Annotated in this window: 20 protein-coding genes; 12 read left to right on the forward strand and 8 right to left on the reverse strand. The window is 64.6% G+C overall.

The window, feature by feature from the left end:
- Positions 1–76: 76 nt before the first annotated feature.
- Complete coding sequence (locus D3D01_RS02240) at positions 77–1,330, forward strand: NAD(P)/FAD-dependent oxidoreductase (RefSeq protein ID WP_199725361.1); 1,254 nt, start codon at positions 77–79, stop codon at positions 1,328–1,330.
- A 38-nt stretch (positions 1,331–1,368) separates the two neighbouring features.
- On the opposite strand, the gene D3D01_RS23940 is transcribed toward D3D01_RS02240, so the two are convergent.
- Both D3D01_RS23940 and D3D01_RS02245 read right to left on the reverse strand, forming a co-directional pair.
- Positions 1,369–1,524 (reverse strand): hypothetical protein, encoded by a 156-nt coding sequence (locus D3D01_RS23940; RefSeq protein ID WP_004593663.1) that lies wholly within the window; start codon positions 1,522–1,524, stop codon positions 1,369–1,371.
- A gap of 37 nt (positions 1,525–1,561) precedes the next feature.
- A complete protein-coding gene (locus tag D3D01_RS02245) occupies positions 1,562–2,242 on the reverse strand; it encodes a metallophosphoesterase (RefSeq protein ID WP_121511316.1) in 681 nt (226 codons plus the stop codon).
- A 126-nt stretch (positions 2,243–2,368) separates the two neighbouring features.
- On the opposite strand from D3D01_RS02245, the gene D3D01_RS02250 reads away from it, so the two are divergent.
- The 3 genes from D3D01_RS02250 to D3D01_RS02255 are packed head-to-tail and all read left to right on the forward strand — an operon-like array spanning position 2,369 to position 4,557.
- Entirely contained in the window at positions 2,369–3,136 is a 768-nt protein-coding gene (locus D3D01_RS02250; RefSeq protein ID WP_101349424.1) for a MarR family transcriptional regulator, read from the forward strand.
- 46 nt (positions 3,137–3,182) lie between these two features.
- On the forward strand, positions 3,183–3,338 hold the full coding sequence (locus D3D01_RS23945; protein WP_199725362.1) for a hypothetical protein: 156 nt from the start codon (positions 3,183–3,185) through the stop codon (positions 3,336–3,338).
- 55 nt (positions 3,339–3,393) lie between these two features.
- On the forward strand, positions 3,394–4,557 hold the full coding sequence (locus D3D01_RS02255) for a thiolase family protein (protein WP_121511097.1): 1,164 nt from the start codon (positions 3,394–3,396) through the stop codon (positions 4,555–4,557).
- A 124-nt stretch (positions 4,558–4,681) separates the two neighbouring features.
- Here the strand turns inward: D3D01_RS02255 and D3D01_RS02260 are convergent, their stop codons facing one another.
- Entirely contained in the window at positions 4,682–6,070 is a 1,389-nt protein-coding gene (locus D3D01_RS02260; protein ID WP_342764837.1) for a S8 family serine peptidase, read from the reverse strand.
- On the reverse strand, positions 6,058–6,360 hold the full coding sequence (locus D3D01_RS24900) for a hypothetical protein (RefSeq protein WP_304999828.1): 303 nt from the start codon (positions 6,358–6,360) through the stop codon (positions 6,058–6,060). Before D3D01_RS24900 ends, D3D01_RS02260 begins: the two co-directional genes overlap by 13 nt.
- A 401-nt stretch (positions 6,361–6,761) precedes the next feature.
- Between D3D01_RS24900 and D3D01_RS02270 the strand changes: the two genes are divergently transcribed.
- From D3D01_RS02270 to D3D01_RS02290, 5 genes are all read left to right on the forward strand, one after another.
- Positions 6,762–7,883 carry a pyridoxal phosphate-dependent aminotransferase gene (locus tag D3D01_RS02270; protein WP_101349421.1) on the forward strand — a complete coding sequence of 374 codons (1,122 nt, stop codon included), beginning with the start codon at positions 6,762–6,764 and terminating at the stop codon, positions 7,881–7,883.
- 227 nt (positions 7,884–8,110) lie between these two features.
- A complete protein-coding gene (locus D3D01_RS02275; protein WP_101349420.1) occupies positions 8,111–8,389 on the forward strand; it encodes a winged helix-turn-helix domain-containing protein in 279 nt (92 codons plus the stop codon).
- A 49-nt stretch (positions 8,390–8,438) separates the two neighbouring features.
- Entirely contained in the window at positions 8,439–8,735 is a 297-nt protein-coding gene (locus D3D01_RS02280) for a hypothetical protein (protein ID WP_053967003.1), read from the forward strand.
- Positions 8,736–8,845: 110 nt separating this feature from the next.
- Positions 8,846–9,079 carry a DUF2249 domain-containing protein gene (locus tag D3D01_RS02285; RefSeq protein ID WP_121511099.1) on the forward strand — a complete coding sequence of 78 codons (234 nt, stop codon included), beginning with the start codon at positions 8,846–8,848 and terminating at the stop codon, positions 9,077–9,079.
- A 1-nt stretch (position 9,080) separates the two neighbouring features.
- The gene (locus tag D3D01_RS02290) at positions 9,081–10,241 is read left to right on the forward strand and encodes a hypothetical protein (protein WP_121511100.1); all 1,161 of its coding nucleotides are present in this window, start codon (positions 9,081–9,083) and stop codon (positions 10,239–10,241) included.
- 18 nt (positions 10,242–10,259) lie between these two features.
- Here the strand turns inward: D3D01_RS02290 and D3D01_RS02295 are convergent, their stop codons facing one another.
- From D3D01_RS02295 to D3D01_RS02310, 4 genes are all read right to left on the reverse strand, one after another.
- Positions 10,260–10,907: a helix-turn-helix domain-containing protein gene (locus D3D01_RS02295; RefSeq protein WP_101349417.1), complete on the reverse strand. Its 648-nt coding sequence runs from the start codon at positions 10,905–10,907 to the stop codon at positions 10,260–10,262.
- A gap of 65 nt (positions 10,908–10,972) precedes the next feature.
- On the reverse strand, positions 10,973–12,046 hold the full coding sequence (locus D3D01_RS02300) for a radical SAM protein (protein WP_121511101.1): 1,074 nt from the start codon (positions 12,044–12,046) through the stop codon (positions 10,973–10,975).
- Positions 12,047–12,352, reverse strand: a complete 306-nt coding sequence (locus D3D01_RS02305; RefSeq protein ID WP_101349415.1) for a CGCGG family rSAM-modified RiPP protein — start codon at positions 12,350–12,352, stop codon at positions 12,047–12,049.
- Positions 12,353–12,453: 101 nt separating this feature from the next.
- Complete coding sequence (locus D3D01_RS02310; protein WP_232794520.1) at positions 12,454–12,873, reverse strand: SRPBCC family protein; 420 nt, start codon at positions 12,871–12,873, stop codon at positions 12,454–12,456.
- Between the two features lie 191 nt (positions 12,874–13,064).
- On the opposite strand from D3D01_RS02310, the gene D3D01_RS02315 reads away from it, so the two are divergent.
- The 3 genes from D3D01_RS02315 (at position 13,065) to D3D01_RS02325 (ending at position 15,080) form a co-directional block, all read left to right on the forward strand.
- Complete coding sequence (locus tag D3D01_RS02315; protein ID WP_101349413.1) at positions 13,065–13,700, forward strand: helix-turn-helix domain-containing protein; 636 nt, start codon at positions 13,065–13,067, stop codon at positions 13,698–13,700.
- Between the two features lie 47 nt (positions 13,701–13,747).
- Complete coding sequence (locus tag D3D01_RS02320; protein ID WP_053966195.1) at positions 13,748–14,311, forward strand: NUDIX domain-containing protein; 564 nt, start codon at positions 13,748–13,750, stop codon at positions 14,309–14,311.
- 70 nt (positions 14,312–14,381) lie between these two features.
- The gene (locus D3D01_RS02325; protein ID WP_101349412.1) at positions 14,382–15,080 is read left to right on the forward strand and encodes an SDR family NAD(P)-dependent oxidoreductase; all 699 of its coding nucleotides are present in this window, start codon (positions 14,382–14,384) and stop codon (positions 15,078–15,080) included.
- The last annotated feature ends 9 nt before the right edge of the window (positions 15,081–15,089 follow it).

Genomic DNA, 15,089 nt, shown 5'->3' on the forward strand with positions numbered 1-15,089 from the left:
TCTGTGGACGGGACGACCAAGTGTGGTCCGGTCCCGCTTCAGCACGCTCTTGTCCGGGGCGGTCGAACCTGAGGGTATGACAGATGTCGTCGTCGCCGGAGGCGGACTCGCCGGGCTGGTCGCCGCCCGGCACTTGGCGGAGTCGGGCCGAGACGTGACCGTCTTCGAACAGGCCTCAGAGGTCGGGGGTCGCGTCCGGACGGTCCACGAGGACGGTTACACGTTCGACCGCGGGTTCCAGGTGATGTTCACTGCGTACCCCGCGGCCAAGCGTGAACTCGACATCGAGGCGCTCTCGCCCCGGACATTCACGCCGGGGGCCACTATCGCTAGTCCGAACCACCGTTCGGTGCTGTCGGACCCGCTTCGCAACCCCACGGCCGCGCCACAGACGCTGCTCAACACCGACGTGCGCACGGCCGACAAGCTCAGGCTGTTTCGGCTCCAGCGCGAACTGGCCCGCGTCGAGCCGGTCGAACTGCTCTCTCGCGGCGGGCAGACCATCCGGGAGTACCTCGCCGACTACGGGTTCTCGCGGCGGTTCGTCGAGCGGTTCGCCGCACCCTTTTACGGCGGCATCACGCTCGACCGCTCGCTGGGGACCGACAGCAGCATCTTCGAGTACACATACAAGATGCTGAGCGAGGGCGAGATATTCGTCCCGGCCGACGGGATGCAGGCGATGCCGCGACAGCTCGCCGACCGCGCTCGTTCAGCGGGTGCAACCATCGAGACCGACGCGGCCGTAACTGACTTAGATACCCACGACGGCGAGGTCACTGTCAAGATGGGCACGGAGACGGTGACGGCCGAGAGTTGCGTCGTCGCGACGGACCCGGAGACAGCGGCAGAGCTGACGGATATTGATGCGATTCCGACTGCGCCGGTCGGCTGTGTCACGCAGTACTTCGCGCTCCCGACGAACCGCGCGCCGACGACCGGCCAGCGCATCATCCTCAACGCGGCCGACGACCGGCCCAACACCGTCGCGCCGCTGTCGGCGGTCGCCAGCGAGTACGCGCCCGCTGGCATGGAGCTATACAGCGCCACATTCCTCGGGACGCCGGAGGAAAGCGATGCGGAACTGGCCGCCGAAGTCCGGGCGGCGCTGCAGTCGTGGTATCCGAACGCGAGCTTCGAGGCGCTGGAACTGCTCCGGACTGACCGCGTCCCGCTCTCACAGTTCGCTCAGCCGCCGGGGTATCGGGACGCGCTCCCGGACCCGACAGCGCCAGAGGGCAACGCCGTCCTGGCGGGCGACTACACCCGCTGGTCGGCGATACAGGGTGCGCTGGAAAGCGGCAAGGTCGCCGCCGATCTGCTTCGATAAGAGAAACGCCGATACGACTGCAAAAGAGGGCCGGCGGCCTATGCGGCCGGACCGCCGCTATTCGTGTTTCCCTCTTGTTCGTGCCCCTCTCCTTCGAGGACTTCAGAGACGTACTTTATCGTCGCGAAGTACAGCAGCAGTAGCGAGAGCAGCGTAATCGCGATGAGACCCAGCGCGATTTCTGTCTGAACCATATTCCAGCGTCCACCGTCGTGGCTCAAATACTTACCGTTATAGCATGCGTCGGAACTCACCCAGCGGCGGGAACGACAGCGTCTCGCGCCCGCTCTCGTCCCAGACCACTGGCTCAAGTCGGTCGGCGTCGGTGACCAGCGGGGACTGGAAGTCGCTGGCTCGCATCTCGTTGACCTCGACACCGGCGTTCAGCCTGTTGAACGACGGGAGCATCACCATGTCACTGCCACGGTACTGGCCGGACCCGACAAGGTAGCAGGGCCGGCGCTGGCCCTCGATGGCAATGGTGGGGTGGTCGTGCCCGACGACGTAGCGGTCGGCGTCGGCCTCGGGGGCCTCGTGGCCGTGGCAGACAACGGTGTCGCCGACCCGGTAGGCCGTCTCGGTCGGCCCGTCCCACACGCTGTCGAGCATCGTGTCGTGGTTGCCCGGCGTCACGAGCAGCCGTGCACCGGCCGTCCGGCAGGCCTCCCTGAGGCCGGCGACGGTGCTCTCGACCGACCGGGGGACGGTCCGGAACGAATGCAGCAGGTCGCCCGCGACGACGACCTCGTCGGGATCGTGGCGCTCGACGAGCGACTGGAACCGCTGGACCATGTCCGAACCGGAGCCGACCGGGAGTTCGAGGGTCCCGCCGGTGCCCCGGCCGACGTGGAGGTCTGCGACGACGAGCGTGCCGTCGAGCAGGAGCGACCGGTCGTCGTAGCTGGCTGTCATCGCCGTGAGGTCGGCGCTGGTGACGCTTATATTGTCGGTCACGCGGATGGTCGGTGCGGAACCGCCCGTGTATCCGGGCCTGACAGTGTCGGTGGTATTTTTACCTGCGACTCCCGTGACTCCTGTATGGTCGACGTCCTGGAGAACAAGCGGGCCGCGACGCGGTTTCGGGTCCTCGTGGAGATCGCCGAGCGCCAGCCCGCAGTGAGTCAGGGCGAAATAGCCGATGCCGTCGGCGTGACGAGCCAGGCCGTCAGCGAGTACATCCGCGAACTCGTCGACGACGGACTCGTTGAGAAGGAAGGCCGGTCCCGCTACCGGGTCACCAAGGAGGGCGTCGACTGGGTGTTCCAGTCTGCGACCGACGTTCGGCGGTTCGCCGACCACGTCACCGACGACGTACTCGGGAGCGTGCAAGAGGACGCCGCCATCGCCACAGCGGATCTGGAAGAAGGAGAGACGGTGACACTCTCGCTGTCGGACGGGCTGTTGCACGCCCATCCCGGCGGCGGCGACGCGACGGGCGTGACGACGACGAGCGCCGCGGCGGGCGATGTCGTCGGCGTCACCGGCTTCGAAGGCGTCATCGACCTCGACCCCGGCCACGTCAGCGTCATCCAGGTCCCGCCAGTCCGGTCGGGGCCAGTCGAGAACATCGACGAGATCGCCACAGCCTGTGCAGATGTCCCCATCGTCACCGCAGCGGGCGTCGAGTCCGTCGTCGCGCTCCGCGATGCCGACATCGAACCGACGACACATTTCGCGGCTGGCGAGGTAGCTGCCGCCGCCGCATCACGGGGACTCAATGCCGTCGTCGTCGCGACACAGGACACTGTCGGCCGTGTGACCGACGCGCTTCGCGACGCGAGCGTCGACTACGACGTGACGCAGTGACCCGCGAGTAGCGGGACTTTTCCGCTCGGCTGCCGTCAGGACACCCATGAGCGACCACGATATCCATGATGCTGTCGAGGCGTTCCTGAACGAAGCCGACGACGCCTACAGCGAGTACGAGCAAGGGTACACCGACGCTGATGCGACGCTCCGCCGGCTGGAAACGGCTATCGAGGAACTGCGGGCGGCGGCCGAGGAGTAGGACGCCGTCCATCGTCGGGCGAACAGTATTGTAGTCTCAGATTCATGTAGTCCGTATGACGGATGTGGTTCTGGTAGACGGCGCACGCACTGCACACGGTGAACTGCTGGGTGGCCTCGCAGAACGAAGCGCGATAGAGCTAGGTACGGCAGCCGTCGAGGGACTGCTCGACCGAACCGCCATTGATAAACACAGTGTCGACTGGGTCGGCCTCGGAAACGCGGTACAGGCGGGCGTCGGCCAGGTTCCGGCCAGACAAGTCGTCGTCGAGTCGCCGCTCCCTGACGATGTCGCCGCCACGACGCTCAACGAGGCATCGGGGTCCGGGTTGCGGGCGATCACGACCGCCGCCGACCGTATCGAGGCCGGTCGGGCGTCGGTGTGTTTCGCCGGCGGTATGGAGTCGATGTCGAACGCGCCGTATCTCGTTCGGGATATGCGCGGCGGTCGCCGACACGGGAACAGCGAACTTGTCGACGCTATGATATGGGACTCGCTGTGGGACAAACACTGCGACGCCCACATGGGGACGTTGACGGAGGAACTCGCCGCCGGGCACGATATCAGCCGCGCTGCCCAGGACGAGTACGCTCGGCGGAGCAACCACCGGGCCGGCGACGCCATCGAGTCGGGGAAGTTCACCGAGGAGTTGGTCCCCGTCGAGACGGCCGACGGGCTCGTGACCAGGGACGAGGGGCCGCGTCCGGAGACGACCGTCGAGCAGTTGGCGACGCTGCCGCCGGCCTTCGTCGAGGGCGGCACCATCACCGCCGGCAACGCCTCAAAGCTCTCGGACGGAGCGGGTGCAGTGGTGCTGGCCGACGCCGAGACGGTCGAGCGCGAAGGGCTTGGACCGATGGCCCACGTCGAAGATTACGCGGTTGCCTACCGTGACCCGTCGGAATTCTCTATCGCCGTCCGCGACGTCGTCGAAAAACTGCTTGAGCGCAACGACCTCACCGTCGCCGACGTTGACCACTTCGAACTCAACGAGGCGTTCGCCGCGCAGATGGTGTACGTCGCTGACGAACTCGACATCCCCGCCGAGAAACACAACCCGCTCGGCGGCGCGGTGGCGCTCGGCCACCCTATCGGGGCCAGCGGCGGCATCCTCACGACCACGATGCTGTACGCGATGGAACGAGAAGACCATCACCGCGGCATCGTGGGGATGAGCGTCGGCGGTGGCGGCGCGATCGCGATGTCTGTGGTTCGGTAAGGACTCGCCAGCGACGAGGCGAGTGAGCGTCGGCGGTGGCGGCGCGAAACGCCACGAACTGAAAGCGGAATGGCAAGCGGGCACGCCGCACGAAATCAGCCGAAAGGAGAGGATAACAGCTAGATTACGAGCTTGTTTTTCCGATTTCCTCCAGTGAGAGTGTGTAGTCTCCGCGTCCGCTGTAGACATACACGAGGATACCGATCTCGTTGACCTGTGAGAAGTCGTCGATGATTATCTGTTCGTTGCTGTCCTGCGTGTAGGACGCGCGGTCGTAGTCGTTCGGCGTGGGTATGCGACCGTCGAAGGAGACATAGAGGTCGAAGTCAGCATCAGACGGCCCATTGAGGCTGAGGATCAGTTGCAGCGGCGAGTCCGTCTTCAGGGAGTACGTGTACGTATCATAGTCAAGCATCCCGCTGAGCGAGCCGGACGAATCAGTGGTGATGCGGTCTTTTGCTTCAGAAGAGACAGAGACGTTGACTGACGTGGTTGCCTCGGCACCGTCATTATCGGTCACAGTGACGGTAACAGTGTAATCGCCAGTGTCGGTGTACGTATGGCTGACCTCTGCTGCGTCCGACCCCTCAACAGGGTCAGAGCCGTCGCCGAACTCCCAGCGGTAGTTCGTTATCGAGCCGTCGGGGTCACGGGAGCCGCTGGCATCGAAGATAATCTCTCTGTTGACAGTGACAGTTCGCGAGTCGTCGTTGAGCGTCATGATTGGCGGTTCGTTTTTCGAGCCGCCGCCGGCAGTGACGAAGTTGTATGCATCCGCGAGACCGACACCGACGAACTGGCTGTCCTCACTCAGTGGCTGGGCAGTGTCCAGAAGGTTCTGTCGGGTCTGACTGACGGGCCATTCGTGTCTGTCGAGTCCGAGCGCCGCAACGCCGGCGACGGCAGGGCACGCCATTGACGTTCCGGGGAACTGCGCGTAGTCTCCTCCCGGAACGGATGAGAGGACATCATTGCCCGGAGCTGCGATGTCGACTTTCTCACCGTAGTTCGGGAACTCGGTGGGACTCTTGTTCTGATCGACGGCACCGACGGCGACACATTCTTCGTAGGCTGCTGGGTACGACACGTCCTGCTGACTTGGCGGGTCACCGTCCTTGTGGTTACCGGCTGCACAGATGAGGAGGACACCCTGATTCCATGCGTACGAGACGGCGTTTTTCATCGTCTGGTTGTAGCCGCCACCACCGAGAGACATGTTGATAATGTCCGCCCCCTGATCAGTCGCCCACTCGACAGCGTTAGCGATATCGGCGGTTCGGCCCCCGTTTGTGCCGAGTGCACGACAACTCAGAAGCCGTGAGTTACTGACACCTGCGATACCGGTTTCGTCATTCGTTTCGCCGGCAGCGATGCCGGAAACGTGTGTCCCATGCTGAGCGGATTGTGGTGCGGGGTCGCTGTCGTTGTCGACGAAGTCCCGTCCTTTCTGGTTCCCGAACTGTCCGTCAAGGTCGGGATGAGTGTAATCCGTACCGGTGTCTATGACAGCGATGGTGACATCCTTGCTGCCGAAGGTAACATCCCAGGCTTTCGGAGCATGACAAGTTGTGGCGCGTACTGGCTGTCGAACTTCGGATCGTTCGGAATCGTGGCGATCGGCTCGCGAACGTGGTTGAATTCCGTGTACTTGACTCCCTCGATTGCTTCGACCGTCGGAAGGAGTTCTTCCGTGAATTTCTGTGGGACTGCTGAGCGAAGGTACGAAAGCGACTCGTTCACGTCGATAATATCGAGCTGCTCGAGGTCGGATCGCTCCTTTATTTTGCTATGAACATCTGACATGTTTTATCATTTGAAACACCGATCAGATGTTTTTGTATCAGAATCTTGTTATTCACTGGCTTCTCCACCAAAGGCTGCGACCGTTACAGCGGAACCGAGCATCTTGATGACTGATCTTCTGGACGGTTTCGGCAGAGTATGTCGAGACATCCGACTCCCACTAAATATGTGTAAGTTATAAAACTAATATATAATTCCTCATGCAGCCCGATATTCAATAAACCGAATAACATAAACTGCATTATGAATACGTGTTTATTCTGATATCTGATGTATGATGTAATAGAAATAAACTTGTCACTAGTTTTCTTTAGTCAGTGGGTCCAGCAGAACAGACGGACGATTCCAATGCTACCGAGGCACAAGGAAGAATTATCGGGCCAGCCGCCCCGAAACAGAGTATGACCGAATTCTCTAAACGAGTAGAGCAGGTATCAATTTCGGGCATCCGTGAAGTGTTCGAGGCGGCCGGCGAAGACGCGATTAACCTCGGCCTCGGCCAACCGGATTTTCCGACGCCGGAGCACGCACGCGAAGCGGCCGTCGAGGCAATTCAAACGGGGGAAGTCGACGCCTACACGTCGAACAAAGGGACCGAGGAACTCCGAGACGCCATCGCCGCCAAGCACGAGCGGGATAACAACCTCGACGTCGACCCCGGAGACATCATTGCCACGTCGGGCGGGAGCGAGGCGCTGCACATCGCCTTGGAGGCCCACGTTGATGCAGGACAGGAGGTTATTTTTCCGGACCCGGGGTTCGTCTCCTACGACGCGCTGACCCACCTCGCCGGCGGGACGCCGCGGCCGGTCCCGCTGCGCGAGGACCTCACGATGGCCCCCGAGACGGTCGAGGAAGCAATTACCGACGACACGGCGGCGTTCGTCGTGAACTCGCCTGCCAACCCGACCGGCGCGGTTCAGACCCCCGAGGACATGCGGGCGTTCGCCCGTATCGCCGACGAGCACGACGTGCTGTGTATCTCCGACGAGGTGTACGAACACCAGGTCTTCGAGGGCGAGCACCGGTCACCAGCGGAGTTCAGCGACTCGGGCAACGTCGTCGTGGTCAACGCCTGCTCGAAGGCGTACTCGATGACGGGCTGGCGGCTCGGCTGGGTCACCGGCGCGACGGACCGAATCGAGCGAATGTTGCGCGTTCACCAGTACGCACAGGCCTGTGCGTCCGCGCCGGCCCAGTACGCCGCCGAGGCGGCGCTGACCGGCCCTCAAGAGCCGGTCGCGGAGATGCGCGAGGCCTTTCAGGAGCGCCGCGACGTGCTGCTGGACGGCCTCGAGGAGATGGGACTGGACTGCCCGACGCCCAAGGGCGCGTTCTACGCGATGCCGAAGGTCCCCGACGGGTGGGTCGACGAGGTCATCGATCGCGGGGTCGTGGTCGTCCCCGGCGACGCCTTCGGCGAACACGGCGCGGGCTACGCTCGCATCTCCTACGCGACGGACACGGAGACGCTGAAAGAGGCCATCGATGTCATGGCCGACGCGACGGCGGCGCTCCGCTGAGCGGGGGTCAGCGCGGCCGACGCGGACACTCGCAGGTGTCGTCGGACCGGACCAGTCGCCCCGAAATTGGAACAGTCTCGGGGGAGAGTGCGAAGAAACCCTTTATCGGTCGGCCGTCTGGACTCCGGTATCCCATCGTGGCACATGCATCCGAGTCCAGCGCGCCCGTCGGCGGGGAGAGACAGGACTATACGACCGGCAGACGCAGGTCCCGGGAGGACAGTGGGATGGAGAAAGCGCTCTGGTACCTGTTGACGGCGACGCGTGGCGGCGCCAACCGGGCGCGTATCATCGACGCTCTCTCGGACCGACCGATGAACGCAAACGAACTCGCCGACGAACTCGACGTGGGCTACAAGACGATCAGACATCATATGGAACAGCTAGAAGAACACGGCGTGGTCGAATCCGGCGACGAGGAGTACGCCAAACTCTACTTCCTGACCGACCGGTTCGACAACTACCGCGACACCTTCGAGGAGATCGTGGAGAAAATGGACGAATGAGGGAACAAATCACCCGGGCCGCGACCGGCCGACGGGAGGGGCGGCGCTGATGGCGATGGGACCGCTCATCACCGCCGCGGCGGCGCTCGCGGGGCTGAACGTCCTGCTGTTGCTCCCGCTGCTGGGCGTCTGGGTCCGTAATTACGCGACGTTCCGGACGGGACTCGTCGCCGGCCTCATCGCCTTCGCCGTCGCGATGCTCGCCGAGAACGCCATCGCCGTCTACTTCTTTTTCTCGATGCAGAGCTTCTACGCCGGCGACCCACACGTCCAGCAAGCCGTACTGGTCCTGCGCTCACTGCAGTTTATCGCCATCGCCGGACTGAGCTACACGACGCTTCGGTAACCGCGGGTGGCAGCGACGGCCCGTTTCCGGACTGTCCGTGAGTGACACTGTGCTGTCGCCCGAACAGGTTCGGGACAAACGCCTGACTGGCGTGGACCATCATCGGACGTATGAGCACAGATCAGCAGGACGCGGTCCGCGAACTCGACGTTCGAGACATCGACGGGGAACCGTTCGAGCACATCATGGACGCGCTCGACTCGGTCAGCGAGGACGAGGCGCTCCGGCTGGTGAACAGCTTCGAGCCGGTGCCGCTGTACGACGTTCTCACGAAGAAGGGGTATCAGTACGCCGCGGAGCAGGTCGCCGACGAGAAGTGGCACATCACGATACGGCCGGACTGAGATGCGGACCGAGCGCGCCTCGCGGTGGTTCGTCGCCACCAGCGCGCTGTTTTTCGTCGGCTTTCACGCCGCGATGGCGGTCGCCGCCCCCCGGCGAGTCGTCGTCACGCTCGGTCTCTACGGGTTCGTCCTGCACGTCCTGTTCGGGAAGGCCTACGCGCTCGTGCCGCCGTACTTCGAACGGGACCTCGCGTGGGAACTGGGGCCAGCCGTCCAGTTCCCGCTGTCCGTCCTCGGCACAACAGGGCTGGCGCTCGCGCCGCTTGGCCCGTCGTGGCTCCGACCAGTGGGAACCCTTCTCTGGGTCGGCGGCGTCGGGGTCTTTCTCGGGACGCTTGGGTGGACGATTGCCGGAAACGTCACCGGCACCGCGACGGGGACCGGCGGCGCGAACGCCCACCGGGAGCCGGTCGACCGAACCGCCAACGTCGCGGTCCCGATTGCGCTCGGCTACCTCGCGCTCGCCGCGGGGAGCGCGCTCGCCACGACCGCCGGCTTCGGGTCGGTCCACCCCCAGCAACTGTCGCACCTGCTGGCCGCGGGGACGGCCGCGCTGTTCGTCTTCGGCGTCGGCTTCCGGCTGTTCCCCCGGTTTCTGGTCGCGGCAGTGCCGCGCCCGGTCGTCGCCGTCGTCGTCGCGGCCGGTGCCGTCGGTCCCGCGCTGCTCGGGTTCGGGCTGTTCGACCGCACGCTCCTCCTCATTGGTGGCGTCGTCGAGGCCGTCGCAGTCGCTGGGTTCGCGCTGTCGTATCTGGCCCTCTTTCTGCGGTCGGAGCGCCGCCGCGTGGGGTTCTACGCGGTCCTGTTGGCGGTCGTGGCCGGAGTCGTCGGTATCGGACTCGGGTTGACTGTCGCCGTAACCGGTCGGAGCCCGGCGCTGGTCACCGCGCACTATCGGGCGATGCTGGCGGGCTTTCTCGGACTCACTGTGGTCGGGGCAGCGTTCCAGTTCTACCCGCCGGCAGTCGGCGTCTGGCCCTGTGCAGATGACCGGACGGCACTGCTGTCGATTGCACTGCTTGGGAGCGGACTCGGCATACAGCTACTCGGTCTTGTCGGCCGTATCGGCTGGATGAGACCAGTCGGCACAGCGGCTGGCGGTCTCGGCGCGCTCCTCTATACGTATCTCCTGGTAGCAGCGTTCGCTCGCCGCTGGCAGTAGTGGCGACCCACCAGAGACCTATTCCGTGATGATGCTGTCAAGCAGTTTCGTCTGGGCGGCGGCGAGGTGTTCCGCGAACGTCGAAACGGAGATGTCCAGTTCCGTCGCCACGTCGCCGGCGTTGGCCCCTTTGGGGTATTCGAAGTACCCCATCTCGACGGCCGTTTCGAGCACTTCCTGTTGCCGGTCGGTGAGCTTGCTCCGGTCGACCAGTATCGAGTCCGCCGGGTCCACGTCACCGTTTCGACGCATCGACCGGAGCGAGACGCCGTCGTACAGTTCTTTCAGCCGCGTCACGATGGCGCGCACCCGATCGACATCGGGAGCGTGAAATGTCAGGTGGAGCTGTCCGCCCTCGGCGCGGATATCTGCCACCGGACAGTCATACGTTTCGACCGCTTCACAGACGCACTCGGTTCGGGACCGAGAGAACTGGTAGCGGGCGCCGGTGCCCGTCGAGAACACCTTGTCCATGTCTTCCCGTGTCTCGATTTCCCCTCCGTCAGTGCCCGTCGCGGTGAACTCTTCGATGACCTGCCCGTCTGCATCTGGGCTGCTTCGGGCAACATCGGTCACGGCCGCGCCCGCCTCGTCCGAGACGCTCGCCACCGGACAGGCCCCCGGGGCATCGACCGATAGCTCCACTCTGATGCCGGAGTCGCTCATACCGAATACTGTGACACCGTGTTACAAAACGGGCGAGGCGCGTTCCCACGGAGTGAAAAATCCCCTCAATCTGCCGGGTGCTGGTCGGGAACCGTCCCGTCGAACCCATCGGGCTGGTAGTCACACAGCGGGTCCGCCGCCAGCGGGTCCCCCGTCGTCGCGTAGGCCCGCGACCGGCTGCCGCCACAGACCGACCGGTACCGGCAGGCGCCGCACTTGCCCGTCAGCGCGTCGTCGTCTCTGAGTTGCTGGAACAGCGACGACTCCCGGTAGATGTCGACGACGCTTTCCTCTCGAACGTTGCCGGCCGACTCAGGCAAGAATCCGGACGGATACACCTCGCCGGTGTGGCTCACGAAGGCGAACCCCTTGCCAGCGCGGATACCCATCCGCCGTTTGAGCCCGGCAGCACCCTCGTCCTGATTCTGCATCGCGACGCGCCGATAGTGGGGCGCTTCGGTCGTCTTGAGGCCGAACGACGCCTCCTCGCTGACCTCGCGGAGCCACTCCAGTACGCGCTCGGCCCGCTCGGGGGGAATCGGCGTCAGTACCCGCCCGCGGCCGACCGGGACGAGGAAGAACACCGACCACAGCACCGCGTCGAGGTCCGCGACGAGGTCCCGTATCGCCGGCAGTTGCTCGACCGTCTCCGCGCAGACGGTGGTGTTTATCTGCAGCGGTATGTCGAGGTCACGGGCCGCCTCGGCGGCCTCCATCGTCGCCTCGAAGCTCCCGGACTCGCCCCGGAAGGCGTCGTGGGCGTCGCTGTCGCCGCCGTCGATAGACAGCGCCAGCCGCCGGAGCCCGGCGTCGTCAAGTTCGGCCAGCCGGTCCCGCGTCAGCGAGGTCGTCCCGCTCGGGGTCATCGTCATCCGGAGGCCCTGCTCGGTCCCGTAGGCGACGAGTTCCGGGAGGTCCTCGCGGGTCAGCGGGTCCCCGCCCGAGAGGACGACCAGCTGGCCCTCGCCGAACTCGCGGGCCTGGTCAAGCAGCGCCTTCCCCTCCGCCGTCGAGAGTTCGTCGGGGTGGCGGCGCGGCTGGGCATCGGCCCGGCAGTGCTTGCACGCCAGTTCGCAGGCCTGCGTCACCTCCCAGATCAGCACCAGCGGCTGCTGGTCGAGGTCGAGGTTCCCGTGCATCTATGCCTCCCGGTGGACGCGGGTGACGTGGCCCCCACAGCCACACTGCTGGACGTACTCCACTGAGACGCTGTCGCCGAAGGCCGCCTCAAGCGCGTCGAATAGGTACGTCTCGGGATGGCCGTGATCGGCGTGGCTCACCAGATTGACGTGGTTCCCAGCCGTCGTCATCTCGACGGCGTCGACGGCCTGCTCGACGACGGCGTCGAGGTCATCGGCGTGTGCGGGCGTCTCCAGGTTCGCCGACCAAGAGTTGTCGTGGACCTCGGTCGTAACCGGCGGCAGGTCCTCGTGGGAGTGGCTCATAGGTACCCGTTACCGGCGGGTGTCCCTCGGTCCTTTCCCGAAGATGTTCGGGATATTAATAGAGAACAGATAGGCGGTCACTCGAACAGTCACACTCGTGTTTACCGCGATGATACTTGCTCGACGAGCCAGTCGAACTGCCTGTTGAGTTCCTTCGTGCGCTGTCGGGAGATGACGGTCGAGTCGAGCATCTCGCCGAGCACGGGGAGGTCGAGGGCGCTGTACTCCGTCATCGCCGTCACCTCGGTCCCCTCATCGACGGTTTCGACCGTGTACTCCGTCATCATCGACTCGAAGATGCCCTGACGCTGCTCGTACCGCAGCACTGCGTCAGTCTCGACGATTTCGAGGTCCAGTTCGATTTCGAAGAGACCGACGCGGTTCGTGATGCCGAGGTCGTCCCCGTCCAGCGTCACCTCGTCGAATCCTGCCGCGATCATGAACGGCTCCACGTCGGTTATCAGATCAGTGACTGTTTCCGGATCGGCCGGGATTGTCCGAGTCAGCGAGACGCGCTCCATACCAGACGGCCAGTGGCCGGCGAAATAAGCGTTCGCCATACCCGTAGATGTTCGGCTCGTCGGTCTTGCATGACCGACGCTCGCGCCGAGAGCACACGGCAGGTCCCCAAGGTTCTTGTCCGAGCCATGGGTAGACGAACATGTTCGGGATTACGGCCGCAGAGGTTGGGCGAATATATTCGGATACACCAATGCCACACGCTGAACTCACACTCACGATTCCGGACGAGATCTGGATCGGCGACGTGTCGCGCACGTACAACGATGCGACGTTCCGAATCCTCTCGGCGCTCCCCGGCGAGGACTCCGGCGTCGGACTGGCGGAGATCACAGCCGACGACCTCCCGGCGGTGCTCCGCGACATCGAGGGCCGGGAGTCGGTCACCACGCTCGAAATCCTCTCCCACCGCGACGACAGCGCATTGGTGCAGTTCGAGACGTCGATGCCGCTCCTGCTGTTCCCGGTCCAGGGGTCGGGCGTCCCGCTGGAGATGCCGTTTACGCTCTCGGATGGGGAGGCCGTCTGGGACATCTCCGCGCCACAGGAGCGGCTCTCCGAACTCGGCGAGCAGCTGGAGGAGTTCGGTATCTCCTTCAGCGTCGACCGCATCCGGCAACACCTCGAAACCGAACAGGTGCTCACCGAGAGCCAGTTCGAACTGGTCGAGGAGGCCATCGAGGCGGGCTACTACGACACGCCGCGGGAGTGCTCGCTAACAGAGCTTGCGGACCGAGTCGGTATCGCGAAGTCGACCTGCAGTGAAACGCTCCATCGAGCGGAAGAGCAGATACTCAAGCAGTTTGTGTCGGACCACCCGGCGCGGTGACGGGAAGTCGAAGGGCGTAATACGCGCCTCTGTGAGAGGTACGACATATGAGTTCCGACGCGGTCGACGAGACGCACGAAAACGCTCGACAAGAGGTCGTCGCGGTGGACGCCGACGACAACGAGGAGGGGCTGGTCAATCGGCTCGACGCCCACACCGGCGACGGGGTTCGCCACCGCGCGTTCACCGCCCTGCTGTTCGACGAGGACGACCGAATCCTGCTCGCACAGCGCGCCGCCAACAAACGCCTCTGGGACACCCACTGGGACGGCACCGTCGCCTCTCACCCCGTCCAGGGCCAGACGCAGGTCGAAGCCACCGAGGAGCGGCTTGAAGAGGAACTGGGTATCGACCCCTCGCAGTACGGAGACCTCCGCGTGACCGACCGGTTCGAGTACAAGCGCTACTATGAGAACGCCGGCCTCGAATGGGAGGTCTGTGCGGTCCTACAGGCCACACTCCACGACACGTCGCTGGAACCGAACCCCGAGGAGGTCGACGGTCTCATGTGGGTTCCCTACGAGCGACTACGCGAGCACCCCGAGTACTACCGGCAACTGCGCCTCTGTCCCTGGTTCGAGATTGCGATGCGCCGGGACGAGGAACGGTAGGTCGGCCCCGACGCCGCGGCGGCCTCGCCACGACCCCCCTTCTTTTCGGCTCGGCCGCCCAACCTCGGGTATGGACGTTCCGCTCTATGACTCCCTCGACGGGCAGGTCGCCCTCGTTACCGGAGCGACGCGGGGCATCGGAAAGGCAATCGCTGACGGGCTGGTCGACCTCGGCGCGACTGTGTACGCCGGCGCACGCGATACTGACGACATCGAGGCCACGGACCGCCACGCCGTCGAACTCGACGTGACCGACGACGAGGGGATGGTCGCCGCCGTCGACCGCATCGAGCGCGAACAGGGTCACCTCGACGTGCTGGTCAACAACGCCGGCGTGATGGACTCACGTGACCCGCTGGACGAGATGCCGACCGACATCATCGACCACACCCTCGATACGAACCTCCGGGGGGCAGTCCTCATGACGAAATACGCCCTTCCGCTGTTGCTGGCCGAGGAGGGCGGCCGCGTCGTCACCATGTCGTCCGGGCTGGGAGCCATTACCGAGAGCCAGTCGGGTGGCACGCCGGCCTACCGAATCTCGAAGACGGGCGTCAACGGACTGACAAAGTACCTCGACGGCGAGTACGCGGCCGACGGGCTGGTCGCCAACTCGGTGTGTCCGGGCTACGTCCAGACGGACATGACTGAGGGCAGCGCCCCGCGGACGCCGGAGAAGGGGGCCGAGACGCCGGTCTGGCTCGCCCGCTTCCGACCCGACGCACCAAGCGGACGCTTCTGGCGCGACAAGGCCGAAATCGAGTGGTAGCAGCTACGG

It is taken from the genome of Haloarcula sp. Atlit-7R, assembly GCF_003666065.1.
Classification (GTDB): Archaea; Halobacteriota; Halobacteria; order Halobacteriales; family Haloarculaceae; genus Haloarcula; species Haloarcula taiwanensis.